The organism is Flavobacterium sp. ASW18X (assembly GCF_005144745.1).
Classification (GTDB): domain Bacteria; phylum Bacteroidota; class Bacteroidia; order Flavobacteriales; family Flavobacteriaceae; genus Croceivirga.
In genome coordinates, this window is sequence record NZ_SWKK01000004.1 from 15,012 (window position 1) to 39,882 (window position 24,871).

Consider the following 24,871-nt stretch of genomic DNA (forward strand, 5'->3'; position numbering starts at 1 on the left):
AAAAGACTACTCAAAATAACTAAAGGTTTCCCCATCTTTAATGTTCAATAGGGTTTCGTAAATCAGTTTTATCACGTTTTCTACATCGTCTCTATGCACCATTTCTACCGTGGTATGCATGTAGCGTAAGGGTAGAGAGATTAATGCAGAAGCTACACCACCATTGCTATAGGCAAACGCATCGGTATCCGTGCCGGTATATCTAGAAGAAGCCTGTCTTTGGAACGGGATATTCTTTTCTTCCGCAGTGGCTAAAATTAAGTCGCGCAACTTCTGTTGTACCGCAGGCGCATAGGAAACTACAGGGCCTTTGCCAATATGGGTTTCGCCTTGGGTTTTCTTGTCAATCATTGGCGTAGTGGTATCGTGCGTTACATCTGTAACTATAGCCACATTAGGTTTAATGCGTTGGGTAATCATTTCTGCACCACGCAAGCCAATCTCTTCTTGTACGGAGTTGGTTATGTACAATCCAAAAGGTAGTTTTTTCCCATTTTCGTGTAACAAACGAGCCACCTCTGCAATCATAAATCCGCCAGCACGGTTATCAATGGCCCGGCACACAAATTTATCATTGTTCAGCACTTGAAATTCGTCTGGGTAAGTAATTACACAACCCACGTGTACGCCCATTTTTTCTACCTCTTCTTTGTCTTTTGCACCTATATCTATAAATATATTATCAACTTTTGGGGCTTCTTCTTTTTCGTTTTTACGAGTGTGAATGGCCGGCCAACCAAAAACGCCTTTTACAATACCGTTCTTGGTATGGATGTTTACCCATTTAGACGGTGCAATTTGGTGGTCACTACCGCCATTTCTAATCACATAAATAAGACCATTATCGGTAATGTAATTTACGTACCAAGATATTTCATCAGAATGGCCTTCTATAACCACCTTGTATTTTGCGTCTGGATTTATAACCGCAACAGCAGTACCATAGGTATCTGTGATAAACTCATCTACGTACGGCTTTAGGTAATCCATCCATATTTTTTGCCCTTCCCATTCGTAACCGGTAGGGGAAGCATTATTTAGATATTTCTCAAAAAATGCTAACGACTTTTCGGTAAGTATGCTTTTCTCTGCCATAGTTTTAAATTTCAATACAAACTTAGCAATTTAAAGAGGATTTAATAATACACGCTGTTTCTAATCGTTACCTTTGGTAAGGTTTTTGTATTATTTTTTATATGAAAAAGTTAGTACCATTTATCGCATTGTTCTATGGAATGTTCCTTTTTGCACAGCAGAAAGAAATAGACTCCACAGAATATTATGTGCGTATGCAAGGAGACACTACGTGGTTAGGAACCATTGCATTAGACGATGTGTATATTTTTGGTAAGCTAAAGTTTGATGATAAAAAAGAGCGTTTACGGTACTATATTTTAAGACGAAAAACAATAAAGGTCTATCCGTACGCTAAACTAGCTGCGGAACGCTTGGTAGAACTAAACGATAGTTTGGGAAAGATTACCAAAAAGAGACATAAAAAGAAATATACTAAAGAAGTACAAAAATATATTGAGGGCGAATTTTCTGCCGAATTAAAGAAACTAACCCGTACAGAAGGGCAGATTTTAGTAAAGCTCATCCATAGGCAAACAGGTAGTACCGCATTTGATTTGGTTAAAGAACTCCGCAACGGTTGGCGCGCCTTCTGGTACAATACCACAGCAAGTGCCTTTAACATTAGCTTAAAAGAAGAATTTATACCGGAAGAAAGGCACGAGGATTACCTTATTGAAGATATTCTACAACGGGCTTTTGCGGCTAATCAACTTAAAAGACAAAAATCTGTGTTGGACTATGATTATGCAGAACTTAGCAATAAGTGGAAAAACGCGCCCAAACCTACCGAAAGCAACTAGGATTTAGGTTTTTTGCCAAAAACAGCATCCATTACTATTTGCACAGACCTAAAACCCATGTATACAGCTGCAATAGCTAAAATTATACCCACAATTAATACAGGAATGTAAAACGGGTGACCTGTATTTTTAAAAGCTTGATATAGCACAAAGGGAGCTAAAAACATAAGACCTACTGTTTTTAAGAATGATTTTAACCCTTTTACCAATAAATCCTTATCTGTTCTTCTCATCCTGCAAAGTTACGGAAGCTATGGTTAGAATTTAAAATTGTAGGTGATGCTAGGTACTAATCCAAAAATGGCAGTTCGTGTAGCTTCATTACGGCCGTTATCCTCATTTCTACTAAAGTTAATGGATGCCGCATTACGCCTGTTGTACACATTGTAAATGCTAAAAACCCACTCGCCCTGTAATTTTCTATTCTTGTTTTTTCTTGGGGTTAAGGTAGCAGAAAGGTCTAACCGATGGTAGCTGGGTAAGCGGGTTTGATTACGCTCTCCATAGATAGGGATAACTAAACCTTGTTGTTGAAATTGCCCTATTGGAAAATTGGTGGGTTGCCCCGTTTGAAATATAAAGTTAGAACCAAAAGACCATTTATCATTATATTGATAATTGGCATTTAAAGAAAGGTCGTGTGTTTTGTCATAAGCAGTAGGGTACCAGTTACCATTATTAATACCAGTTTCAACAGCTGTTCTTCCTTGCGCACGTTGCTCAGAACGAGAAAGGGTGTAAGACAACCAACCGGTTAAATCGCCCTCATTTTTTCTTAATAAAAATTCTAATCCATACGCCCTTGCGTCTCCATTTAGGATTACGCGTTCAATAGCGTTATTTGCAATTAAGTCTGCCCCATCTATATAATCTATACGGTTTTGTATGTCTTTATAAAAACCTTCTACTTCTAAAGTGTATTCTCCTTCATTAATCGTTCTAAAATACCCTATAGCAAATTGGTCTAACAATTGGGGGTCTACAAACGGTCCACTAGGCGTCCATACATCTAAAGGGGTAGGTGAGCTGGTATTAGATAATAAATGTAAGTATTGTGCTAAGCGTGTGTAACTGGTTTTTATAGAGGATTGCTCATTGAGCGTATACGCTAGTGATAATCTAGGTTCAAAATTGGTGAATTTGGACAAACTGCCACCTCTGCCTAGTGTTAAGGTATCTATGGGAGTGGCTTCTTTGTATATGCCTTGACGCTCATCAAACACAACAGCATGGTCATTTTCATAAACAAAAAATTCTTCTTGCCCCATACGGTTAAAATGGCTGACCCGTAAACCATAGTTAAGAGATAAGTTAGTAGTGATTTGATGTTCTATATCTATATAACCCGCAGTTTCGTTTGCGTATTTTTTGGTTAACTGGTCTTCTATAATGCCAGAATCTGGATTGTTTGGTGCTATTTCCCCTGGATTAAAAACATAATAAATATTATTTAATCCGTAGTTGATTTGTAAGTTATTGTTTAAGTAATGTTTTAAATCGTACTTCACATTAAAATTGTGTATGCCAGAATCCCATTCAAAACCAACAAAATCTAGTTCTAGGCCATAATAATAGTCAGAATAGATTAATGATAAGTTAGAAAATAGCTTATCACTGAACAAATGATTCCAACGCAGATTACCTACAGCATTACCATATACATTGATAAAACTTTCATTAAAACTAAATAAATCCCTGCCAAAGTAGCCAGAAAGGTAAAGGCTATTATTATCATTAATACGATGGTTGATCTTGGTATTAACATCATAGAAGTAGGCCTTATTGTTAATATCAAACAGCGGTAAAAATAAATGCGCATAAGAAGAACGACCGCCAATTAAAAAGGCAGTTTTATCTTTTTTGATAGGACCTTCTAGTAATAATCGACTTGCTACGGCACCAATACCGCCACTTACTTTAAATTCTTTGCTATTGCCTTCTTTTTGATAAATATCTAATACAGAAGAAACTCGACCACCATAGCGCGCTGGGATACCTCCTTTGTATAATTTTAAATCTTTAATAGCATCGGGATTAAATACCGAGAAAAACCCGAATAAATGCGAAGAGTTAAATACAGTTGCCTCATCTAACAGAATTAGGTTTTGGTCTACTGCACCACCTCTTACATTAAAACCAGAAGCACCTTCACCGGCATTAGTTACCCCAGGGAGTAAAACTAAAGATTTAATAACGTCTGCTTCTCCCAGAACAACAGGTACTTTTTTAATGGTAGCTGCGGATAAAGTATTAACACTCATTTGGGGTTTACGGACATCCATGCGTTCTACATCTTCTGATACAATAACCTCTGCCAATTGCTCTGCCTCTTCTGTAAGGGAAAAGTCCATCTTGGTATTTTTAGATAGTTCCAAGGTTAAGTATTCTTCTTTAAACCCCATGTAAGACACTATAACATCGTAACTGCCTTGTGGAAGTGTTAAGGAATAAAAACCATATTCATTGGTAACGGTACCTGTATTTAGACTTGGCACTGCAACGGTGACACCAATTAAAGTTTCATTGCTACTCGCTTCTTTAATAACACCACTTAACGTATATTTTTCTTGTGCCGTGAGTGAGTAAAAAGAAGTAAAAAGTATAAAGACAAAAAGAAAATTAAGGTTGGCTTTACGATTTCTGATACGCATAGAAGGGGTTTGCATTATTGAACTCGGATTAAAGCTACCTCAGCTTCGCTTATGGCAAAATAGCCAAATGCATAATTTTCTGGATTGGTAGTATTATAAAAATTGCCACGAACATTTGCTGGTGGTATGCCAAAGCCGCCGCTCCCATCTTCTCCTGATTGGGTTAAAATTTGTTCTGTATAATCTGCAAAATCTTTGTCTATTCCTAAAAGAGTTATCGTCAACAAGTCTCCCGGTTCCACTTCTTCATAGTAATAAGAAAATTTTAAACCTTCATCAATGTAATACTCATCATCTGTTACGAGAAAATTGTTAAATCCGAAGGCAAATAAATAATAATTACGCTCCCCAATAACATCAGAAAAATCTACAATTACTTCGGTTTCCTCTTCCTCATCAAACAGGTAGCCATCTCCTTGGGTGACACTATTAATGGTGCCCGTACGCATCAGTTGCGTTGTTGCTTCATAGGTTTCGCCCTGGTATACTACACGGAGTGTGTATTCCGTATTAAATTCTAAATTAGGAATACCGTCTCTAAAAACTCCAGGTTCGTTTTCAGTTAGAGGATAAGAGGTCTTGGTGCTTTCATCAATAAGGGCAACTTCGGCACCGCTAGCAATAGGAACTTCTTCATCAAAAAAAGCAGTAGTTAGCGTTAGTTTTACTTCGCCTATAGTAACGGGTTCCCCATCATTGTCATTATAACCAATAATAGCATCTATGACCAATCTAGGTTCAGTAGTTTCTAAATCTACATCTATGGTGTCCTCACAGGCTACTAAGCAGAACGCTAGAAAGAGGATTGGAGTGATTTTTTTAATAATCATGGGTAACTAAATTGCTGCCTAAATTAACTAAAGGAAGCCATAGTTACCCATGATTAACACTTATTTAAAGCATAAAATGCTTATAACTTTGCTAGAATGCTGTTTAACGTAGCACTTGGTCGCATTGCTGCAGCGGCTTGTTCATTATTTGGCAAGTAATAACCACCAATATTTACCGTTTTACCCTGTGCAGCCAATAACTCTTGATGAATGGTAGCTTCTTGCGCAGTTAATTCCTGCGCAATCGGAGAGAATAGGCTTTTTAAAGTTTCATTTTTATCTTGAGTAGCTAGCTCTTGTGCCCAATATAACGAAAGGTAAAAATGACTGCCTCTAGTGTCCAATTCGTTAACTTTTCTAGAAGGTGATTTATCATTCTCCAAGAACTTTTCCGTAGCCTTATCTAAAGTATCTGCTAATACCAATGCTTTTTCATTGTTATTTTTTTCGCCATAATGTTCTAAAGAAACACCAAGCGCTAAAAATTCGCCCAAAGAGTCCCATCGTAAGTGGCCTTCTTCCATAAATTGTTCCACATGTTTAGGAGCAGAACCACCAGCACCAGTTTCAAACAAACCACCACCATTCATTAAAGGAACAATGGAAAGCATTTTTGCGCTAGTACCTACTTCTAAAATTGGAAACAAATCTGTTAAATAATCCCTTAATACGTTACCAGAAACAGAGATGGTATCTTTACCTTCTTTCATGCGTTTAAGCGTGAATTTGGTAGCCTCTAATGGCGATAGAATATGAATCTCTAACCCAGAAGTATCATGCTCTGGTAGGTATTGGTTCACTTTTTTAATAAGCTCAGCATCATGAGCTCTATTTTCATCTAACCAAAAAACAGCTGGCCAATTGGTGGCTCTAGCTCTAGTAACCGCCAATTTTACCCAGTCTTTTACAGGCTCATCTTTTACTTGGCACATTCTCCAAATATCACCTGCTTCTACAGCGTGCTCTGTAAGTACGTTACCTGTTGTTGTATCTATTACTTGAACGGTACCTGCTTCTGCTAGCTCAAATGTTTTATCATGAGAACCGTATTCTTCTGCCTTTTGTGCCATTAGGCCTACGTTGGGCACTGTACCCATAGTAGTAGGATCAAACGCCCCATTTTTTTTACAAAATTCGATTGTAGCTTGGTAAACGGCTGCGTAGCTGCTATCTGGAATTATAGCTTTGGTATCTTGCAACTCTCCTGCCTTATTCCACATTTTACCGCTATTCCTAATCATAGCAGGCATAGATGCATCAATAATTATATCAGAAGGCACGTGTAGGTTGGTAATCCCCTTGTCAGAATTTACCATGGCTAAATCGGGTCCATTTTCGATAGCGCTTGTAATCGCATTTTCAATAGCTTTTTGTTGGTCTTCTGGCAGTTTTTCTAGTTTATCAAACAAACTCTCTAAACCATCATTTGGAGAAATACCGGCTTCTTTAAAACTATCTTGATATTGTGCAAAAACATCTGAAAAGAAGGCTTCCACAGCATGACCAAAGATAATTGGGTCACTCACCTTCATCATGGTCGCTTTAAGGTGAAGGGATAACAATAACCCTTTTTCCTTTGCGTCTGCAATTTCTTGCTTTAAAAAGCTTACCAATGCCGCCTTACTCATTACGGTAGCATCTATGATTTCCTTGTCTAAAATGGAAAGGTTATCCTTTAGAACAGTTGTACCATTGCTATTTTTTAATACAATTTGTACAGTGGTTGCACTTTCTAAGGTTGTAGACTGCTCATTAGACCTGAAGTCTCCTTGCCCCATAGTGGCAACGTGAGTAGCAGAATCACTACTCCATGCGCCCATTTTGTGTGGGTTCTTTTTGGCATAATTTTTTACTGCCTTAGGAGCTCTACGGTCAGAGTTTCCTTCCCTAAGAACAGGATTAACAGCACTACCTTTAATTTTGTCATAGCGAGACTTTATGTCTTTTTCTTCAGCGGTTTTAGGTGCTGCAGGGTAGTCTGGCAGTGCAAATCCCTTTTGTTGCAATTCCTCTATAGCCTCTGTAAGCTGTGGAATTGAAGCACTGATATTAGGAAGTTTAATTATGTTAGCTTCTGGTGTTTTAGCAATAGCACCAAGGCTAGCTAAATCATCAGAAATGCGTTGGTCTTCTTTTAAAAACTCAGGAAAAGCAGAAATAATTCTACCTGCCAAGGAAATATCCATGGTTTCAATTTGAATATCGGCAGATTTAGTAAAAGCTTTTACGATTGGAAGAAATGATTGGGTTGCTAAAGCGGGAGCTTCGTCAGTTTTAGTGTAGAGTATTTTTGCCATTTAAAATATTTTAATTTTAAGCGGAGCAAATATACGATTTTAACACCTTGTAAAATGCTGCGAAATCCCTAAAAATATGGTACAAAAGCTGCTATAAATGTTAAAAGCCATGTTAATGTATAATACTTTAACATGGCTTTTTAGAAAACACTTTACCATAGTATTACGGTCCTGGTAAGAGCCATAGCACTTTTGGTGTGTATTTCTACGTTTTTAGGTATTGATATGCGTTGTTAGATTGCTGTTATCAATACTGTTGCAGCTCACCTAACTCTGTCAAAACATGTCTTTACCCGACTTGTCTGCACACAAAGTAAATAACTAATTAATTGTAGTAATTCAATTACTTTTTAGAATGTGATTAACACCTCAGGCATTCTTTATAAGCTGAACATCATTTAAATAAAAGAACGTGAACTTTTAATAAAATGTAAGGCTATATCCTTAACAACCATACTAATGTACTAATTAATTTAATGCAAATTGTAATTTTAACACTTTAGAAATCAACTGGTTATAAACTGTTAAAATTAACAATTGTTCATAAAAAAAGCACCCCAATGGAGTGCTTTTGTATTTGTGCTAGCGTAGTCTTAAGAACGAATTTCTTTAAGTCTTGCTTTTTTACCTCTAAGTTGTCTAAAGTAGTAGATTCTTGCTCTACGTACTTTACCTCTTTTGTTCACCTCTATCTTCTGTAAGGCAGGCATGTTGATTGGAAAGATACGCTCTACACCAACAGTACCAGACATTTTTCTGATAGTAAAAGTTTCTGTAGCTCCAGAACCACGTCTTTGGATTACTACACCTCTAAAGAACTGAGTACGGGTTTTTTCACCTTCCTTAATTTCATAATACACAGTGATGGTATCACCAGAACTGAAATTAGGGAACTCTTTTTTTGTTACAAACTCGTCTTCTACAAATTTTATTAAAGACTCCATTTTAATCTTTTTAGATGGTTTACTAAGAGCAACTTACACGGATATCGTCAGAGGTTGCAATTATGCGAGTGCAAAATTAGTTCAAATTTTTGATTAGACAAGCATTTGTAAGGAATTTTCTACTCAGTTTTTCGTTTTAGGCAGGTTGATAACAAAAGCTATTAGTCCTGTAACGATTAATAAACTTGGCAACACGGCAAAGACGTTAAAAATCATTTGTGCATTTACTAAGGCTTCAACTGAATGTTGGGCAAATAGTATTGAAAGTACTAATCGCCCAGATATGAATAGTATTCCCAATATTGAACCGACTAAAACCAAATAACTAGGTAACCCTTTTGTCTTGGTAACCATGATTATTCCTAAGACTAAAAAGAGAAGGGAAACAAGTCCCGTAAATATTGCTGTTAGGATTGAGTAAATATCTAAATATTCCATAGTCTACGCTTTGTCTAGTAAATCTGGTCGGCGTTCTTGAGTTCTTTTTAGCGCTTGCTCTTCCCTCCACTCTTCAATTTTGGGGGTGTTACCACTGGTTAGAATTTCTGGTACCTCATGCCCATTATACTCAGCAGGCCTAGTATATACTGGCGGTGCTAATAAATTGTCTTGAAAGGTGTCTGTAAGTGCAGAAGTTTCATCATTTAAAACCCCTGGTAAAAGACGAATTACGGAATCTGCTAAAACAGCTGCTGCAAGTTCACCACCAGATAAAACATAATCTCCTATAGATATTTCTTTAGTAACTAATAAATCCCGTACACGTTGATCTACACCTTTATAATGACCGCAAAGAATAATTAGATTTCCTTTTAAAGAAAGTTCGTTTGCTATTTGTTGGTTAAGTGTAACGCCATCAGGAGTCATATAAATCACCTCATCATAATCTCTCTCTGCTTTTAATTGGCTAATACATTTATCTATAGGTTCAATCATAAGTACCATGCCAGCACCACCACCAAATTGGTAGTCATCTACTTGTTTGTAGTTGCCAACAGCATAGTCTCTAAGTTGATGTAAATGAACCTCTACAAGCCCTTTTTCTTGGGCACGTTTTAAAATAGAGGCCTCAAATGGACTATGTAATAACTCGGGTAATACTGTTATGATATCTATGCGCACAATGGAAGTATAAAAGCAAATAGTTTAATTGCAGCTCCAAAAGTAATGCAAAAATCCATTATCTTTTATCCAACCTAATTTTTCATACAAATGTTGAGCCGGATTATCTTCTGCTGTCTCTAGCGCTACGCCTTTATAATTGTTCTGTTTGCATAGTGTTTTAGCAGCGAATAATAATTGTTCTCCAATACCTTTGCCTCTATGTGCTCCTTCTACAAACAAATCGTTCAAAATAAAAAGTGGTTGTAGTGAGACTGAAGAAAAAGAAGTATATAATTGGGTGAAACCAACGGGATTGCCCTCCAAATAAGCTACAAAAATTACAGATTCATCTTTAGATAATCTCTCTGTTAAGAATTTATGAGCAGCTGCTACATCAGATGTTTGCTTATAAAAAACGCGATAGGCATCAAAAAGAAAAGCCACATCTGCAATAGTTGCAAGTGTGGCTCTTTTAATTTCTACGGTACTCATATGTAATTAAATACCTTTTTTATTTTTATTGATTTCGTCTTGTAACTTACGACTAATCTTTTGCTCTCTTTCTAAAGCTCTTCGTCTGTGTTGTTCGTATTCTTCTTCTAAATCTGCTAAAGCAATTTTGGCCTGTTGTGTAAGCGAATTGCTATTTTTAAACTTATAGATAAAGAAAGCCAAGAAAACAACCAATGTTAGAATTATGGACCAAACAATCAGCTTATACGTTCCTTTGTCTATTTGAACCCCAAAAAAATCAATACTATCTTTTTCCTGTGTAATAGTATTTAGGTTTTCCGTAGTATTATCTAATTTACTATTTAAACCACTAATAGTATTTTCATGTTCTTGAATGGTAGCGTTTAAATCGCTAATGGTATTATTAGCGGTTTTTAGAGAATCTATAACATTCCGTTGCAAACGATCCAAGTCAATTACGTTAACAACTTCGTATCTTTTTCCGTTGGCCCTATAGTTACCAGATTTACGTATTAAAGTTTCAAATTGTCCTTTAACAGATGGGTCATCTTGCGTAGTTTCTTCTTCTGCTTCTTGGGCAGCCATTGTGGCAATGGACAAACCTACCAATAGTAGGTACATTGAAAGCTTTTTCATAGTGTTCTTAATGCTTTAGTGTTCTTAGATTATTTTGGGGATTGGCGAAGTTACAGCAATTACTCCAATCCCCAAAAATATTCTAGTAATAGGTGTAACGTCTTACCTTGGCAATGTATTTAGCCAGACGTATCACTTGATGAGAATAGCCATATTCATTATCATACCAAACATAAAGCACAATATTATTGCCCTCTGCATCTACAATAGTAGCTTTACTATCGTAAATAGAAGGGGCAGAAGTGCCAACGATATCAGAAGACACCAATTCATTACTTAAGGAGTACTTAATTTGCTCTACCAAATCGCCCTCCAAAGCATATTTCTTAAGAATTGTATTTACCGCTTCCTTGCTTGTTTTGTTATTCACTTCTAAATTAAGAATAGCTAAAGAACCGTTGGGTACAGGCACTCGGATGGCATTAGACGTTAACTTACCTTCTAACACTGGTAGCGCTTTAGATACCGCTTTGCCGGCTCCTGTTTCTGTAATAACCATATTTAAAGCGGCCGCTCTACCTCTGCGGTATTTGTTATGCATATTATCTACCAAGTTTTGGTCGTTGGTATATGCATGTATGGTTTCTAGATGTCCTTTTTTAATGCCAAGCGAATCTTCTATTACTTTTAATATTGGAGTAATAGAATTTGTAGTGCAAGATGCCGCTGAAAATATTTTAGTTTTATTAGGGTCGTACTCCGTGTGGTTTACACCGTGAACAATGTTAGGAATTTCTTTGCCAGGGGCAGTAAGCAATACTCTGCTGGCACCTTTAGCTTTTAGATGTCTAGATAAAGCAGTTTTATCTCTAAAGGCGCCTGTGTTGTCTATGATTAGGGCATCTTTAATGCCATACACACTGTAATCTATATCTTCTGGTTGGTTAGCACTAATGAAATAAACAGTAGTTCCATTAATGGCTAAAGCCTTGTTTTCTGTATCTATACTCACGGTACCGCTGAATTCTCCGTGAACAGAGTCTGTTCTTAATAATGCAGCTCTTTTTTCTAGTACTTCTGCTGTAATTTCGCCACGGGTTACAATGGCCCGTAGACGCAATTGGTTGCCTTTTCCTGTTTTTGCCATTAATTCTCTTGCAAGCAAACGACCAATTCTTCCAAAACCGTATAAAACAACATCTTTGGGTTTTATAGGTTTAGAGGATTGCGCGTCATTCAACTTATCTAGTACAAAGGCCTTGACATTTAAATGCTCATCTTCTTGAGTGTGAAATTCATACGTTAGTTTACCAATATCTATTTTTGCAGGTGGTAGGGGAATATCATTGATAGCCCTTAAAATCTCTACCGAATCAAAAATAGAAATAGGTTTTTGCACAAACTCACCAGCGTATTCATGTAGGTTGATGATATCACTTACATTTTTATCAATTACCTGATTTTTAAAGAGGACAATCTCTATAGCTTTATCATACCATAAATCGCTAATAAGTTTAATGAATTCAGTCGTGGCCTTTCTTCTGTCAGCCTGAAAAGCAAGTTCCTTTTCGTAGGATGTAATGTTGCTCATAACAGTTTAGAATAGTCTTAAAGTTTTTGCAAAAGTATCATTTCAAACGTTTTCGTGAAAGTTTGTGAAATAAAAAAAGCATCCTTTTTTAGGATGCTCTTTCAATGGTAATCTTTATCGGGTAAACTACTGAAAAATTAGTCTTTCTCGCTCCCCATTTTTGCCAAGTAGCGTTATGCTTGTACGTCCGTATCTAGATATACTACCAAATAATTCCTTGGCATCATCTACATCTTTAATTTCTTCATCGTCTATCATAATCATTACCTTATCTTCTAATTCATAACCTCTAAAACGCTCCGGAACATTCGTAATTTTCACACCTTTTTTGGTTTTAAACGCTTTTTCATCATCCTTAGATAGATTTTTAACCTCTAGGCCCATAATAGGTAAAATCTCGGTCATTTTTTTCTTTAATTCTACCTCAAAAGTCTCCGTTTTTCCATTACGATCTACTATAACTTCTATGATGTCTCCAGGACGTTTAGTAGATAAATATCCGGTTAATTCAGAAAATTTAGATACTCTAACATTCCCTACCTGTTTAATAATATCACCTTCTTGCAAGCCAGCATCTGCTGCGCCAGATTCATCTTCTACACCATTTATATAAACCCCATCTATTTGGTCTAAATTTTTCTCTTTTGCTACAGAGCTATTAGCATTTATAGTAGTTACGCCTAAAATCCCTTTTTGTACCTTACCAAACTCAAGTAAATCATCTACCACCTTTTTAGCAATGTTACTAGGAACTGCAAAACTGTAGCCTACATACGAACCAGTTTGTGAGGTAATTGCGGTATTAATCCCGATTAAATCTCCATTAGTGTTTACCAATGCACCACCAGAATTACCAGGATTCACAGCGGCATCAGTTTGTATAAACGATTGGTTTCTGCCTGGGCTAATAGAACGTGCTTTAGCGCTTACAATACCTGCGGTAACCGTGGACGTTAAGTTAAAAGGATTCCCTACGGCTAAAACCCATTCGCCAATTTTTGCATTGTCAGAATCTCCAAATGCTAAATAGGGTAAGGGTTCTTCAACGTTGATTTTTAATAAAGCAATATCAGAATTGGCATCGGTACCCACCACTTCTGCATCGTAACTTCTGTTGTTATTCAGTGTAATTTCTAGATTTTTAGCATTGTCAATAACATGGTTGTTGGTTACAATATATCCGTCAGGCGAAATGATTACTCCAGAACCAGTGCCAACTTGAGATGGTTGTCCGCCTTTATAACCGTAAAAGAATTCCGCAATAGGATTACTGGTACCTACCGTCATGTTTTTAACGTGTACTACGGCGTGCACCGTTTTTTCTGCAGCTATCGTAAAATCCACCTCATTTATATCCGCACCTCTTGGAGATGTTGGCATACTTGTGGTGATAAAAGGGTTATTGTCTGATTCTGATACAAATGTAAATTGGTCCTTTTCTAAAAAGGTTTTATAAGCTCCAAGTGTAATTCCGCCAGCTAATAGAGCTACCAAAAATAGTTGTGCTACTTTTTTCATATGTTCATTAAATTTTATTTTCTTTCTGTTGTTTAAAATTAGCCATAAATCGTGCCAATTTTAACAGTTTAACGGCTTTTTAACTGCTAAACAAAGCTTAAAGAATGTACTATATTTGTGGCATGAACACAGGCTTACAATTAGAATTTTATAAATATCAAGGCACGGGAAATGACTTTGTAATGGTGGATAACCGAGCTTTATCTTTTCCAAAGGAAAACACGGAATTGGTAGCTTTTTTATGCGACAGACGATTTGGAATAGGAGCAGATGGACTCATACTATTAGAAAATGACAATGTGTCAGATTTTAAGATGGTATATTATAATTCTGATGGTAATCCAAGTACCATGTGTGGTAATGGTGGCAGATGTATTGTGGCCTTTGCCAGAGATTTAGGAATAATACAAGGAGAAACTACGTTCAACGCCGTAGACGGATTACACCATGCAACCCTAGTAAAAGATGTAGTTTCTTTACAGATGATAGATGTAACTCTTGTAGAGCAAAGAGATAAGTATTATTTTGTGAATACGGGGTCGCCTCATCATGTACAATTGGTAAAAGACTTGCCTAAGCTAAAGGTAAAGGAAGAGGGTGCTAAACTCCGATATGGTATTTATGGCGAAAAGGGGAGTAATATTAATTTTGTGGAAGCCATAGACGCAGAAACCTACGCTGTACGCACTTATGAAAGAGGTGTAGAGGATGAAACATTGTCTTGCGGTACTGGGGTAACTGCAGTGGCCTTATCCATGTACGCAGCTAAAAAAACAGATGTTAAAAGAATTCAAATCAAAGCAATGGGTGGAGATTTAGAAGTTTCTTTTGAACACCAAGAAGATGGCAGTTTTACCAAAGTGCGTTTAAAAGGTAGTGCAAAACAAGTATTTTCTGGTGTTATAAAATGTTAACCCTCAAAGGCAAATATTGTAAGTTGCGAGCACTAGAACCAGAAGATTTAGAGTACCTCTATCGGTTGGAGAATGACACTAAAATATGGGAGCTAAGCGGTACTTTTGCACCCTATTCTAAAGCTATATTAGAACGATATTTGAATCAAGCACATTTAGATATTTATGAAGCTAAACAATTTAGATTCTGTATCTGTGATGATTATAATAAGCGTTTAGGGTTGATAGATTTGTTTGAATTTGACCCTATAAATAAACGTGTGGGAGTAGGAGTGTTAGTATATAATGAGGAAGATAGGGGTAAGGGAATAGGTACAGAGGCATTACAGTTGGTTTGTGATTATGCATTTAAGGTTTTAGATGTACATCAAGTATTTGCAAATATATTAGAAGACAATAGTGTTAGTAGAACGGTATTTGAAAGATTAGGATTTTCGCTTATCGGAACAAAAAAAGATTGGGTGCGTATAGATGGTACGTTTAAGAATGAAGTTTTATATCAAAAAATAAACGCTTGAAAAATTTAAAGAAAGTTATCTGGGCAACAGCCGTATTAGGTTTGCTAGTGTGCGGAATTTTTGCATATTACGTGTATAGTGCCATTTTTACACCAAATACGGCTTTTTCTAATAAAGAGGCCTATGTTTTTATACCTTCCGATGCAGGATTTGGGGAAGTGATGCAACAATTGACGCCTTTATTAGATGATGTCGATTCTTTTGTTGCGGTAGCAAGGCGCAAAGGCTATACTACTAATGTAAAAGGAGGTAGGTATGCACTAAAGAAAGGAATGAATAATAATGAATTAGTGAATGCCTTGCGTAGCGGTAACCTGCCCGTTAAAGTAACTTTTAATAATCAAGAAAGTATTGCTACACTAGCAGGGCGCATTGCTGCGCAATTAGAACCAGATAGTTTAAGCCTTTTAAAAAGCCTTAGCGATGCTACTTTTCTAACAGAAAATGGTTTTGATGAACCAAATTACTTAAGCATGTATATTCCTAATACATATGAGTTTTTCTGGAATACTTCTGCAGAAGGTATTAGGGCAAGAATGTTGAAAGAATACAACAGATTTTGGAATGAGGAGCGTAGGGCAAAAGCAAAACAATTAGGTATGAAACCTAACCAAGTTACGGCTTTGGCATCTATTGTACAGAAGGAAACTGTAAAGGTAGATGAGAGACCACGTGTAGCAGGAGTGTATTTAAACCGCTTAAAACGTGGTATGTTGTTGCAAGCAGATCCAACGGTAATTTATGCTATAAAAAAAGAAACAGGGAATTATGATACCATCATAAAACGGGTTTTGTTTCGGGATTTAGAGATGGATTCTCCCTACAATACTTATAAATATGCTGGGCTTCCACCAGGGCCTATAACAATGCCAGATGTTTCATCTATAGATGCAGTCTTAAATTCGGAAAAGCATGATTATTTATATTTTGTAGCAGATGTATCAAGGTTCGGCTATCATATGTTTGCCAAAACCCTAGCGCAGCACAACCAAAATAAAGTGCAGTACGTCCGATGGTTAAACCAGCAAAAAATAAACAGATAGTGCATTTTAACCCACAAAGCATGCCTTTTGGCGGATTTTAATACCTATTTATCAAAAAGTTAGGAAATTTTAACCTCTAGAACAAAGATCCCCTCTTATATTTGCCCGCTAATTAGAATTTGCGAGAATTCTTAAAAGAGAACGCTTATGAAAAGATGGATCGGTTTTTTAGGTCATCTTGCCATAATTACAATTTTGACCAGTTTTGCCAGTTATAAGGCAAAAAGTAATAAGGTAGCTGTACCTGCAGATTTAGTTGTTGCAGACGGAGTGTACAAGTTTGGATATCCAAAAATATTGGCAAATCAGCCAAAAGAAGAAACTTCTTCTGTTTTTCTTGGTAAATCTTTCCATGGTTTTAAAGAAGCCTTGGCTTTTAAAGAGTCTAGAGGTGATTATACCTCTATAAATACATTGGGGTATCTAGGTAAATACCAATTTGGTGCAGGCACTCTACGATTGATGGGTGTGTATGATGTGGATGACTTTATTCAAAATCCAGAAATTCAAGAACGTGTTTTTGAATTGAACGTGGCAAGAAATAAATGGATTTTGCGTAGAGATATTAAGAGATTTGTGGGTAAGAAAATCAATGGTACTGTAATAACAGAATCTGGTATTGTTGCGGCAGCACATTTGGCTGGTGCTGGTAATGTTAAAAAATACTTGAGGTCTTACGGACAACAAGATTTTGCAGACGCCTACGGTAGTACCATTGCTTATTATATTAAAAAGTTTGCAGGTTTTGATGTGTCTGGCATTAAAGCGGTACAGCGGCCTAAGGTGTAGATAGAATTGGTTAAAAGGAATGTATGATAAAGACCGCTGGCCTTTTTTGAAGGTCTAAACTAGTCTTTTTCCATTCTTGTATGGTTTTAGTGACTATATATTCTGTAGGTAACGTAATATCAATACCAATACATAAGCGGGTTTCTGGATGCAGCTTTTTAAGCATTTCTTGAAACAACTTATCGTTTCTGTAAGGAGTTTCGATAAATACTTGAGATTGTTGTATGTCTTTTGAAAGTTTTTCAAACTTCTTTAGCGCTTTTCCTCGTTCTGCTCCATCAATTGGCAAATAGCCGTTAAACGCAAAGCTTTGCCCGTTCATTCCACTGGCCATAAGTGCTAATAGAATAGAGGAGGGGCCTACTAAAGGGACAACCTGTATACCTTTTTCATGGGCTATCTTAACTACATCTGCCCCTGGATCTGCAATACCTGGGCACCCAGCTTCTGATAATAAACCAACAGAAGTGCCTTCTAGACATGGGTCTAAAAAGGAAGGAATTTCTAGTGGGTCTGTATATTTATTTAATAGCTGAAAATGTAAGGAAGGTTGTGATTTAGATGGGCTTATTCTTTTAATAAATCGCCTTGCTGTTTTTTCATTCTCCGCAATGTAAAAGTCAATATTCTCAATAGTTTGCTTTATAGACAACGGCAAAACTTCTAACGGAGCTGTATCTCCCAACATTGTAGGTATCATATATAAAATACCTTGGGGGCTTGTGGTATTCATTAGAGTGTTATTTGTTTTGCAATTTTAGTACAAGCTTCATCTATCATCTGAAATACTTTTTCAAAACCGTCATCTCCCCCATAGTAAGGGTCTGGTACTTCTTTTATTGGACCATTTAGTTCACTAAGTAATAATTTAACTTTGGCTCTATCTGCATCATTTTTAGCTAAAGCTAAAACATTAGCCAAGTTACTTTTATCCATTACATAGATACTGTTAAAGGCATCAAAATCTTCAGGAATAAACTTTCTACACTGTTGTTTGCTAATATCTAGACCGTGAATTTTAGCAACAGCAACAGACCTAGGGTCGGGCGCATTACCTATATGATAACCTGCTGTGCCTGCGGAGTCTACATATACTTTATCTGGGTCAACTTTAGCTTTCAAAATTCCTTCTGCTAACGGAGACCTGCAAATATTGCCAAGGCACACCATGAGTACTTTGGTCATGCAGTAAACTTTTTAGGTGAATTTTTTAGTTAAATCATCTATGTACTTGCGAAATTGCTTATCGGTTTCCGCAAGATTATCCACAGTTTTACAGGCATGTAATACCGTAGCATGATCTCGTTTGCCTATTTGAGAACCTATGCTTGCTAAAGATGCTTTAGTGAATTTTTTCGCAAAAAACATTGCTAGCTGTCTTGCCTGTACAATATGTCTTTTACGTGTCTTGGACTGCAGTGTGGCCACATCCATTTCAAAGTAATCAGAAACTACTTTTTGTATGTAGTCAATAGACACTTCTCTTTTAGTGTTTTTTACAAATTTTTCTACTACTTGTTGCGCTAAATCTAAAGTAACTTCTCTTTTGTTAAAAGAGGATTGTGCAATCAGAGAAATGATTGCTCCCTCTAACTCACGAATGTTCGTTTTAATATTTTTAGCAACGTGGTCTATAATTTCCTCTGGCATTTCTACCCCATCCCGGTACAATTTGTTTTTAAGGATGGATACCCGAGTTTCATAGTCTGGACTTTGTAATTCTGCAGATAAGCCCCATTTAAACCGAGATAATAAGCGTTGCTCAATATCTTGCATGTCTACAGGTGCTTTATCTGAGGTCAAAATTACTTGTTTGCCATTTTGGTGCAAGTGATTGAATATATGGAAGAACACATCTTGAGTCCCAGATTTACCGCTTAAAAATTGTACATCATCAATTATAAGTACATCTATTAATTGATAAAAATGAATAAAATCATTACGGGTATTCTTTTTAACGGATTCAATATACTGTTGCGTAAATTTTTCCGCAGAAATATAGAGAACTGTACGTTCTGGGTATTTATCTTTAATTTCTACTCCAATAGCATGTGCTAGGTGAGTTTTTCCTAAGCCTACCCCGCCAAAAATCATTAATGGATTAAAACTAGTGCCTCCTGGTTTATTGGCAACTGCCATACCTGCCGAACGTGCTAACCTATTAGAGTCTCCTTCTAAAAAATTCTCAAAATTGTAATTGGGATTTAATTGGGATTCAATTTTAATATTTCGAATACCAGGAATTACAAACGGGTTTTTAAGCTCCGGATTTTTAGAAGTTATAGGAACATCCAATTCTTGTGGTGCCATAGCAGAACGGTTAGAACTCGGAATCTTTTCTGTAAAAGATTCATTGTTACCGTACTTGTTTTCCATTTTAATTACATAAATCAACTTAGCATTGGCACCGAGTTCCTTTCTTAGAGCAACTTTTAAGAGCTTTACGTAATGCTCTTCTAGCCATTCATAGAAAAATTTACTAGGCACTTGTATGCTTAATGCATTGTCTGCAAGTCTAACGGGCTTAATAGGAAGGAACCACGTTTTGAATGCCTGCGGTTGGATATTATCCTCGATAAATGCCAAACAATTGTTCCATACGGAAGATGCAGTATTATTCATTCTTAGTGTGTCCTTTGTTGTTGGTTAGTGTTTAACTCGTGTTTTATAGGATAAAACTTTTGGGGGTATCCCTGTTGCTATGAACAGGGGCAAATATGTGAACAAAAAAGCTAAAAAAAAAATAGGGCATCAGTTGAAAATATACTTTTTTTTTTGCATGCTTTGTAACCCAAAAGCAGATCTTATAAATATAGTATTTTTTTGCACTTTTTATGAATTTTAACACATGTAGTTTTAGAGTAAGGTATGGCGAAACAGACCAAATGGGAGTAGTATATCATGGTAAATATGCTGATTATCTTGAGGTTGGTCGTGTGGAGTGGCTTAGAGCTTTAGGTGTTTCTTACAAAACAATGGAAGAAGACGGTGTAATGTTACCTGTAATAAACTTACAAATTTTGTATAAAAAATCTGCAAAGTACGATGACTTAATCACAGTAAAAACCATTCTAAGAAAAGTTCCAGGCGTACGAATTATTTTTGACTACGAAATTTATAACGAAAATAAAGAGTTGTTGGTCGAGGCAAGCACCACTTTAGTATTCATGGATAAGTTAAAAATGAAGCCTATAAAATGCCCAGGTTATATCTTAGATAAGTTAAGGGGTTAAAATTTTAACCTTTACCTTTCTTAAAAGGGATAAGTCTTCTTTAACTGCTGCTAATTTACTGGTTCTAAATTGAAGAGTAATGGAGCAGTCCATTTCTAATCGTTGTGCACTAATATCTAATTGGTGTTTTTTAATTAACCGCATTACGTTGTTCATTTGCTCATAGGTAAATTGTAGTTGTAAGCTTGATTGTTGGTATTGTGTGCAAATTTTAGCTTCTTCCAAAGCCAATTGCGCTGCGGTTTTATAAGCAGAAATAAGACCGCCTACGCCTAATTTAACACCACCAAAAATCCGAACAACAGCCACTAGTGTATTAGTGAGTTCAAATGCTTGCAACTGACCATAAATAGGCATACCAGCAGAGTTATTGGGTTCACCATCATCGTTAGCACGGTATCTTACATTTTTTACTCCCAATTGCCAAGCGTAACAAACATGGTTGGCATTGGGGTACTGCAGTTGCAATGTTTCAATAATCGGCTTTACCTCTTCTTCTGTAGATATAGGATACGCATAGCTGATAAACTTGCTTTTCTTTTCTTTGAAAAGGACATCTGTAACGGGTTCTTTGATGGTTTTATAACTGTCTTCTACCTCTTGCATTATAGCAAAGCTACCAAAAGTATACTGATTATAGCTAGCCCCACACCTAGCCAGTTTTTAGGCAATAATTTTTCATTAAATAGCAGAATACCAATTAAAGTGGTAAACATAACTACGGCAACATTATTAATAGTAAAGATAGATGCACTATTAAAATTTGGATTATTCAAAGCCTGTAATAAAAAGTAGATTGAAAAGTAATTAGGGATTCCTAAACAAATTCCGCCTACCACATTTTTTAAATTTAGTTTTAAGGGTACCTTTCTACTATTTATTAAAAGGTATATAACGCCTGTGGTGCCTGCGGCACCAAAAACAGTAGCGGAAAATATGGGATACAGACTTTCGTCTAAAAATTCATCTTGGATATACTTTATGGTAGTATCAATAACCCCAGATCCCACAAATACCAGAAAAGGAAGCAAAAGCGTTTTAGGGTCAATTACTAATCCTTTCTTTTTGATAGAAGCAAAATACACAGCGCCTAAAGCTAGGAGTATGCCAATGCCTTGCCAAAAGGATAAACTCTCTTTGTAAACAACAAGAGCAAATACTACAGGGATAGCTAAGGACATTTTTGTGGCAACAGAGGTAACTGCAACTCCATTTACCTGAGATGACTTTGCCATTACATTAAAAATGGTAATAAATAATACGCCCAAAGCAAATGTACCATAAAACCAACCAGTCTGTGTTAGATTGCCCAATTGCACATCTCCCTCATAAAAAAGAAGTCCGCAAATGCAGGCAACAAAATAGTTGACCACAATAGCGTAAAGTGACTGAACTTTATAAGTGCCAAAAAGTTTGAATACCACAAAAATGAGGCTAGAACATAAAACACTTAGAGCAAGATTTAGCATTATAAATGTTTTTTAAGGTCTATAATATCTTCTTTGCCCACTAATAGATTCCAAGTTTTCATGCCAAGTTTTGCAGCGGTGTCTGTATTCTCTTGGGTGTCATCTATAAAAAAGGTTTCTTCTGCAATTAAATTATTTTCTTGCAATACTTGCTCAAATATATCGGCATCTGGTTTACGTTTACCCATATTGTAAGAAAGGTAAAAAACTTCAAAACAGTTTTGAAATTCAGTATAGGCATTGCCCATCTGTTTTTTTACTTCTTCAATATGCAAATCATTCGTATTGCTTAATAAGAACAATCGGTAATTATGCTGTTTTTTAAATTCTTGTAAAAACTTTAAACGATACTCTGGAAAATCCTTTAAAATGGCATTCCAAGCGTCTATCAAGTCAGTTTTACTTGCGTTTGGGAAAATTGCTCCCGTTTCTTGCAAAAATACATCGGTACTAATCGTTCCTTTTTCGTAAGCTTTAAATAGATGGTCTAGGGAAGGTGTAATTTCGGTAAACCCGAATTCTGACATTGCTTTTGGTGTTGCCGTTTTATCTAGATTGATAAAAATATCGCCAAAATCAAAAATGATGTTTTTAATCATTATACAGTATGGTTAGGCTATCGGTTTCTAAGTTTTGTGCAAACATAAGTTTTCCTGTAATTTTTGGTGCTGCAATTCCAGATTTAAATACAGTATTTCCAGTAAAAATTCGGGCTTCATCCCAAAGGTCATCCGTAATAAATTGCTCTAATGTTTTGGCGCCACCTTCTACAATTAAACTTGTTATATTTTGCAGATGCAATGCTTTTAAAATTTGTGGAACTAAGGGAGTGCTAAAATCTAAGGTTAGGTAGGTTAAATTCGCTTTAGTTGCAGTGGTCTTCTTATTTGTTAATACTAGCACTTTGGCGTCATCATTAAAAACTGCGGCTGTAGCAGATAATTTTAGGTCTTTATCTATAACAACACGCATAGGATTTTTTCCTTTCCAATCTCTAACAGTTAAGGAGGGGTTATCCATTAGAACAGTTTTTGTGCCCACTAAAATTGCTTGTTCCTCTGCACGCCATTTGTGAACCAATTGTCTTGCAGGTATCCCTGTAATCCAATATGGTTCTGGGTTTTTACTTCTCATTTGTGGGTCAGGAGCTAAAAAACCATCATAGGTTTCTGCCCATTTTAGAATGATGTAAGGACGCTTTTTTTCTATAAAAGTTAAAAAACGCTTATGGTGTTCTCTACATTCTTCTTCCAGAATCCCGTAGACGACATTTTTACCCGCGTCTTTCAATTTTTGAATGCCTTGCCCTGCAACTTTTTCATGCGGGTCCTTAAGGCCAATAACAATATTGGGTATTCCTTTTTCAATGATTAAGTCTGCACAGGGAGGTGTTTTTCCGTAGTGTGAACAAGGTTCTAGGGTTACATACAGTGTAGCTTTTTGTAAAAGCGATTGGTCTTTAACACTATGTATGGCATTAACTTCCGCATGTGGCCCACCAAAAGGGCTTGTAAAGCCTTCCCCAATAATTTTATCATTATACACTATAACACAACCCACCATAGGATTGGGTGCAGCGCTACCTAAAGCATTTTTGCCTAATTCTATACAGCGAAACAAGTATTTTTCGTCTATATTCATGCCCTAAAAGTAGCATTTAATTTCAAAGTAATGAACACTCCTGTAATTAGAAAAATAACCCCAAAAGATAATGCCCATATTGCTGCAGTAGTGCGGAAGGTTTTAGAAGACCTAGGAGTGCCAAAAGTGGGTACAGCCTATGCAGATAAGGCCTTAGATAATATGTATAATGCATATAAGAAAGATCGCAGTGATTATTTTGTAGTTGAGGCCAATGGTAAGGTAATAGGTTGTGCCGGAATTGCACCTTTGGATAATTATGAAGGCAACGTTTGTGAACTACAAAAAATGTATTTTTTAGAAGAGGCTAGAGGTTTAGGTTTGGGTGCTAAAATGATAACTACCTGTATTAACCAGGCTATGGCTTATGGTTTTGAAGCAATGTATTTAGAAACCATGCCCTATATGGAAGCTGCTCAAAAATTATATAAGAAAAATGGATTTGAATACATTGATGCTCCTATGGGCTGTACAGGCCACTCTGCTTGTCCAGTATATATGTTGAGAAAATTATAATATGCAGCTTTCAGAAATCAAAAGTATCTTTCATAAAGAACTAGTAAATTACTATCCCAAAGAAGAGATAGATAGTTTCTTTTATGGTTTGATAGACTATTTTTTAAACCTGCAAAAGTTTGTCCTAGTTATGCAGCCTAATTATGTAGTTAGTAAAGAGGAAGAATCACTATTGTTCAATGCGCTTCATCGCTTAAAACAAGAAGAGCCTTTACAGTACATTACAGGTGTAGCATATTTTAGAAATTTAGTACTCAAAGTAACTAAAGATACGCTTATACCTAGGCCAGAAACAGAAGAGCTAGTGTCATGGATTTTGGAAGATGTTAGGGTGGATCAACAACTCAAGGTTTTAGATCTAGGTACAGGTAGTGGGTGTATTGCATTGTCCATAGCACAAGAACTTCCTAAAGCATCTGTGACCGCAATAGATATTAGCAAAGAAGCTCTGGCTGTTGCAGAGCAAAATGCAGAAAAGAATGGTGTAGCTGTAAATTTTTTACAGGCTGATGTATTGTCTGATAATTTCCAAAAAGAACTACAAGGACCTTGGGATATTATAGTGTCTAATCCGCCCTATGTTCGAGAATTGGAAAAAGCAGAAATTCAAAAAAACGTAAAAGATTATGAGCCAGTAACGGCTCTTTTTGTTTCGGACCAAGACCCACTCATTTTTTATCAACACATCACTCTAAAAGCAAAAATATTCTTAAAACCCAGTGGTAGATTGTATTTTGAAATTAACCAGTACCTGCCAGAGGAAACAAAGCAACTACTAGTGGAAAACTCTTTTGAGCAAGTGGAATTGAAAAAGGATATTTTTGGTAATTTCCGAATGTTAAAAGGAATTAAATCGGGCAAAAATTAGGTATTGTCACCGTAAATT

At 36.3% G+C, this 24,871-nt stretch carries 27 protein-coding genes; 8 read left to right on the top strand and 19 right to left on the bottom strand.

The features are described 5' to 3' along the window. Positions 1 to 6: 6 nt before the first annotated feature. Complete coding sequence (locus tag FBT53_RS02785; protein ID WP_080318504.1) at positions 7 to 1,095, bottom strand: M42 family metallopeptidase; 1,089 nt, start codon at positions 1,093 to 1,095, stop codon at positions 7 to 9. Between the two features lie 101 nt (positions 1,096 to 1,196). On the opposite strand from FBT53_RS02785, the gene FBT53_RS02790 reads away from it, so the two are divergent. Then, entirely contained in the window at positions 1,197 to 1,877 is a 681-nt protein-coding gene (locus FBT53_RS02790; protein WP_136949652.1) for a DUF4294 domain-containing protein, read from the top strand. Here the strand turns inward: FBT53_RS02790 and FBT53_RS02795 are convergent. The 11 genes from FBT53_RS02795 to FBT53_RS02845 all read right to left on the bottom strand — a co-directional run bounded on the left by FBT53_RS02795 (position 1,874) and on the right by FBT53_RS02845 (position 13,862). Next, a complete protein-coding gene (locus FBT53_RS02795) occupies positions 1,874 to 2,110 on the bottom strand; it encodes a DUF6095 family protein (RefSeq protein ID WP_136949653.1) in 237 nt (78 codons plus the stop codon). The two genes, FBT53_RS02790 and FBT53_RS02795, sit on opposite strands and share 4 nt — an antisense overlap. 24 nt (positions 2,111 to 2,134) lie before the next feature. Beyond that, a complete protein-coding gene (locus FBT53_RS02800; protein WP_136949654.1) occupies positions 2,135 to 4,528 on the bottom strand; it encodes a TonB-dependent receptor in 2,394 nt (797 codons plus the stop codon). Positions 4,529 to 4,542: 14 nt separating this feature from the next. Beyond that, the gene (locus FBT53_RS02805; RefSeq protein ID WP_136949655.1) at positions 4,543 to 5,358 is read right to left on the bottom strand and encodes a DUF4249 family protein; all 816 of its coding nucleotides are present in this window, start codon (positions 5,356 to 5,358) and stop codon (positions 4,543 to 4,545) included. Positions 5,359 to 5,438: 80 nt separating this feature from the next. Further along, complete coding sequence (locus tag FBT53_RS02810) at positions 5,439 to 7,655, bottom strand: NADP-dependent isocitrate dehydrogenase (protein ID WP_136949656.1); 2,217 nt, start codon at positions 7,653 to 7,655, stop codon at positions 5,439 to 5,441. 593 nt (positions 7,656 to 8,248) lie between these two features. Further along, a complete protein-coding gene (gene rplS / locus FBT53_RS02815) occupies positions 8,249 to 8,599 on the bottom strand; it encodes a 50S ribosomal protein L19 (protein ID WP_136949657.1) in 351 nt (116 codons plus the stop codon). Between the two features lie 123 nt (positions 8,600 to 8,722). Then, a complete protein-coding gene (locus FBT53_RS02820) occupies positions 8,723 to 9,037 on the bottom strand; it encodes a hypothetical protein (RefSeq protein ID WP_136949658.1) in 315 nt (104 codons plus the stop codon). A 3-nt stretch (positions 9,038 to 9,040) separates the two neighbouring features. Next, complete coding sequence (trmD, locus tag FBT53_RS02825; protein WP_136949659.1) at positions 9,041 to 9,721, bottom strand: tRNA (guanosine(37)-N1)-methyltransferase TrmD; 681 nt, start codon at positions 9,719 to 9,721, stop codon at positions 9,041 to 9,043. Between the two features lie 24 nt (positions 9,722 to 9,745). Further along, positions 9,746 to 10,195 carry a GNAT family N-acetyltransferase gene (locus FBT53_RS02830; protein ID WP_136949660.1) on the bottom strand — a complete coding sequence of 150 codons (450 nt, stop codon included), beginning with the start codon at positions 10,193 to 10,195 and terminating at the stop codon, positions 9,746 to 9,748. 6 nt (positions 10,196 to 10,201) lie between these two features. Then, entirely contained in the window at positions 10,202 to 10,813 is a 612-nt protein-coding gene (locus FBT53_RS02835) for a tRNA (guanine-N1)-methyltransferase (protein WP_136949661.1), read from the bottom strand. A gap of 82 nt (positions 10,814 to 10,895) precedes the next feature. Beyond that, a complete protein-coding gene (locus FBT53_RS02840) occupies positions 10,896 to 12,344 on the bottom strand; it encodes a glyceraldehyde-3-phosphate dehydrogenase (protein WP_136949662.1) in 1,449 nt (482 codons plus the stop codon). A gap of 126 nt (positions 12,345 to 12,470) precedes the next feature. Then, positions 12,471 to 13,862 carry a S1C family serine protease gene (locus FBT53_RS02845; protein WP_136949663.1) on the bottom strand — a complete coding sequence of 464 codons (1,392 nt, stop codon included), beginning with the start codon at positions 13,860 to 13,862 and terminating at the stop codon, positions 12,471 to 12,473. Positions 13,863 to 13,966: 104 nt separating this feature from the next. Here FBT53_RS02845 and dapF point away from each other — a divergent pair, with 104 nt between their 5' ends. From dapF to FBT53_RS02865, 4 genes are all read left to right on the top strand, one after another. Then, the gene (gene dapF, locus FBT53_RS02850) at positions 13,967 to 14,776 is read left to right on the top strand and encodes a diaminopimelate epimerase (protein WP_240729750.1); all 810 of its coding nucleotides are present in this window, start codon (positions 13,967 to 13,969) and stop codon (positions 14,774 to 14,776) included. A 23-nt stretch (positions 14,777 to 14,799) separates the two neighbouring features. Then, complete coding sequence (locus FBT53_RS02855; RefSeq protein ID WP_370323662.1) at positions 14,800 to 15,294, top strand: GNAT family N-acetyltransferase; 495 nt, start codon at positions 14,800 to 14,802, stop codon at positions 15,292 to 15,294. Continuing rightward, entirely contained in the window at positions 15,291 to 16,337 is a 1,047-nt protein-coding gene (mltG, locus tag FBT53_RS02860) for an endolytic transglycosylase MltG (protein WP_136949666.1), read from the top strand. The genes FBT53_RS02855 and mltG overlap by 4 nt, the downstream gene beginning before the upstream one ends. A gap of 147 nt (positions 16,338 to 16,484) precedes the next feature. Continuing rightward, a complete protein-coding gene (locus tag FBT53_RS02865; RefSeq protein WP_136949667.1) occupies positions 16,485 to 17,126 on the top strand; it encodes a hypothetical protein in 642 nt (213 codons plus the stop codon). 10 nt (positions 17,127 to 17,136) lie between these two features. On the opposite strand, the gene FBT53_RS02870 is transcribed toward FBT53_RS02865, so the two are convergent. Genes FBT53_RS02870 through dnaA form a run of 3 tightly spaced genes read right to left on the bottom strand, consistent with a single transcriptional unit; the run spans position 17,137 to position 19,748 of the window. Further along, complete coding sequence (locus FBT53_RS02870; RefSeq protein WP_136949668.1) at positions 17,137 to 17,859, bottom strand: SAM-dependent methyltransferase; 723 nt, start codon at positions 17,857 to 17,859, stop codon at positions 17,137 to 17,139. Further along, on the bottom strand, positions 17,859 to 18,311 hold the full coding sequence (locus FBT53_RS02875) for a low molecular weight protein-tyrosine-phosphatase (RefSeq protein ID WP_136949669.1): 453 nt from the start codon (positions 18,309 to 18,311) through the stop codon (positions 17,859 to 17,861). The genes FBT53_RS02870 and FBT53_RS02875 overlap by 1 nt, the downstream gene beginning before the upstream one ends. Before the next feature lie 12 nt (positions 18,312 to 18,323). Further along, a complete protein-coding gene (gene dnaA, locus FBT53_RS02880) occupies positions 18,324 to 19,748 on the bottom strand; it encodes a chromosomal replication initiator protein DnaA (RefSeq protein ID WP_136949670.1) in 1,425 nt (474 codons plus the stop codon). Between the two features lie 212 nt (positions 19,749 to 19,960). Between dnaA and FBT53_RS02885 the strand changes: the two genes are divergently transcribed. After that, positions 19,961 to 20,359: a thioesterase family protein gene (locus FBT53_RS02885; RefSeq protein WP_136949671.1), complete on the top strand. Its 399-nt coding sequence runs from the start codon at positions 19,961 to 19,963 to the stop codon at positions 20,357 to 20,359. Here FBT53_RS02885 and FBT53_RS02890 read toward each other — a convergent pair. The 4 genes from FBT53_RS02890 to ribD are packed head-to-tail and all read right to left on the bottom strand — an operon-like array spanning position 20,348 to position 23,469. After that, entirely contained in the window at positions 20,348 to 20,965 is a 618-nt protein-coding gene (locus FBT53_RS02890; protein ID WP_136949672.1) for a YigZ family protein, read from the bottom strand. The two genes, FBT53_RS02885 and FBT53_RS02890, sit on opposite strands and share 12 nt — an antisense overlap. After that, complete coding sequence (locus FBT53_RS02895) at positions 20,965 to 21,828, bottom strand: DMT family transporter (RefSeq protein WP_136949673.1); 864 nt, start codon at positions 21,826 to 21,828, stop codon at positions 20,965 to 20,967. The genes FBT53_RS02890 and FBT53_RS02895 overlap by 1 nt, the downstream gene beginning before the upstream one ends. Next, positions 21,828 to 22,427, bottom strand: coding sequence for an HAD family phosphatase (locus FBT53_RS02900; RefSeq protein ID WP_136949674.1), 600 nt, complete (start codon positions 22,425 to 22,427; stop codon positions 21,828 to 21,830). The genes FBT53_RS02895 and FBT53_RS02900 overlap by 1 nt, the downstream gene beginning before the upstream one ends. After that, on the bottom strand, positions 22,420 to 23,469 hold the full coding sequence (ribD, locus tag FBT53_RS02905) for a bifunctional diaminohydroxyphosphoribosylaminopyrimidine deaminase/5-amino-6-(5-phosphoribosylamino)uracil reductase RibD (protein WP_136949675.1): 1,050 nt from the start codon (positions 23,467 to 23,469) through the stop codon (positions 22,420 to 22,422). The genes FBT53_RS02900 and ribD overlap by 8 nt, the downstream gene beginning before the upstream one ends. Before the next feature lie 30 nt (positions 23,470 to 23,499). Between ribD and FBT53_RS02910 the strand changes: the two genes are divergently transcribed. Together FBT53_RS02910 and prmC are read left to right on the top strand one after the other, a co-directional pair. After that, a complete protein-coding gene (locus FBT53_RS02910; RefSeq protein WP_136949676.1) occupies positions 23,500 to 23,985 on the top strand; it encodes a GNAT family N-acetyltransferase in 486 nt (161 codons plus the stop codon). A gap of 1 nt (position 23,986) precedes the next feature. Beyond that, positions 23,987 to 24,853: a peptide chain release factor N(5)-glutamine methyltransferase gene (gene prmC / locus FBT53_RS02915; RefSeq protein WP_136949677.1), complete on the top strand. Its 867-nt coding sequence runs from the start codon at positions 23,987 to 23,989 to the stop codon at positions 24,851 to 24,853. Positions 24,854 to 24,871: the final 18 nt, after the last annotated feature.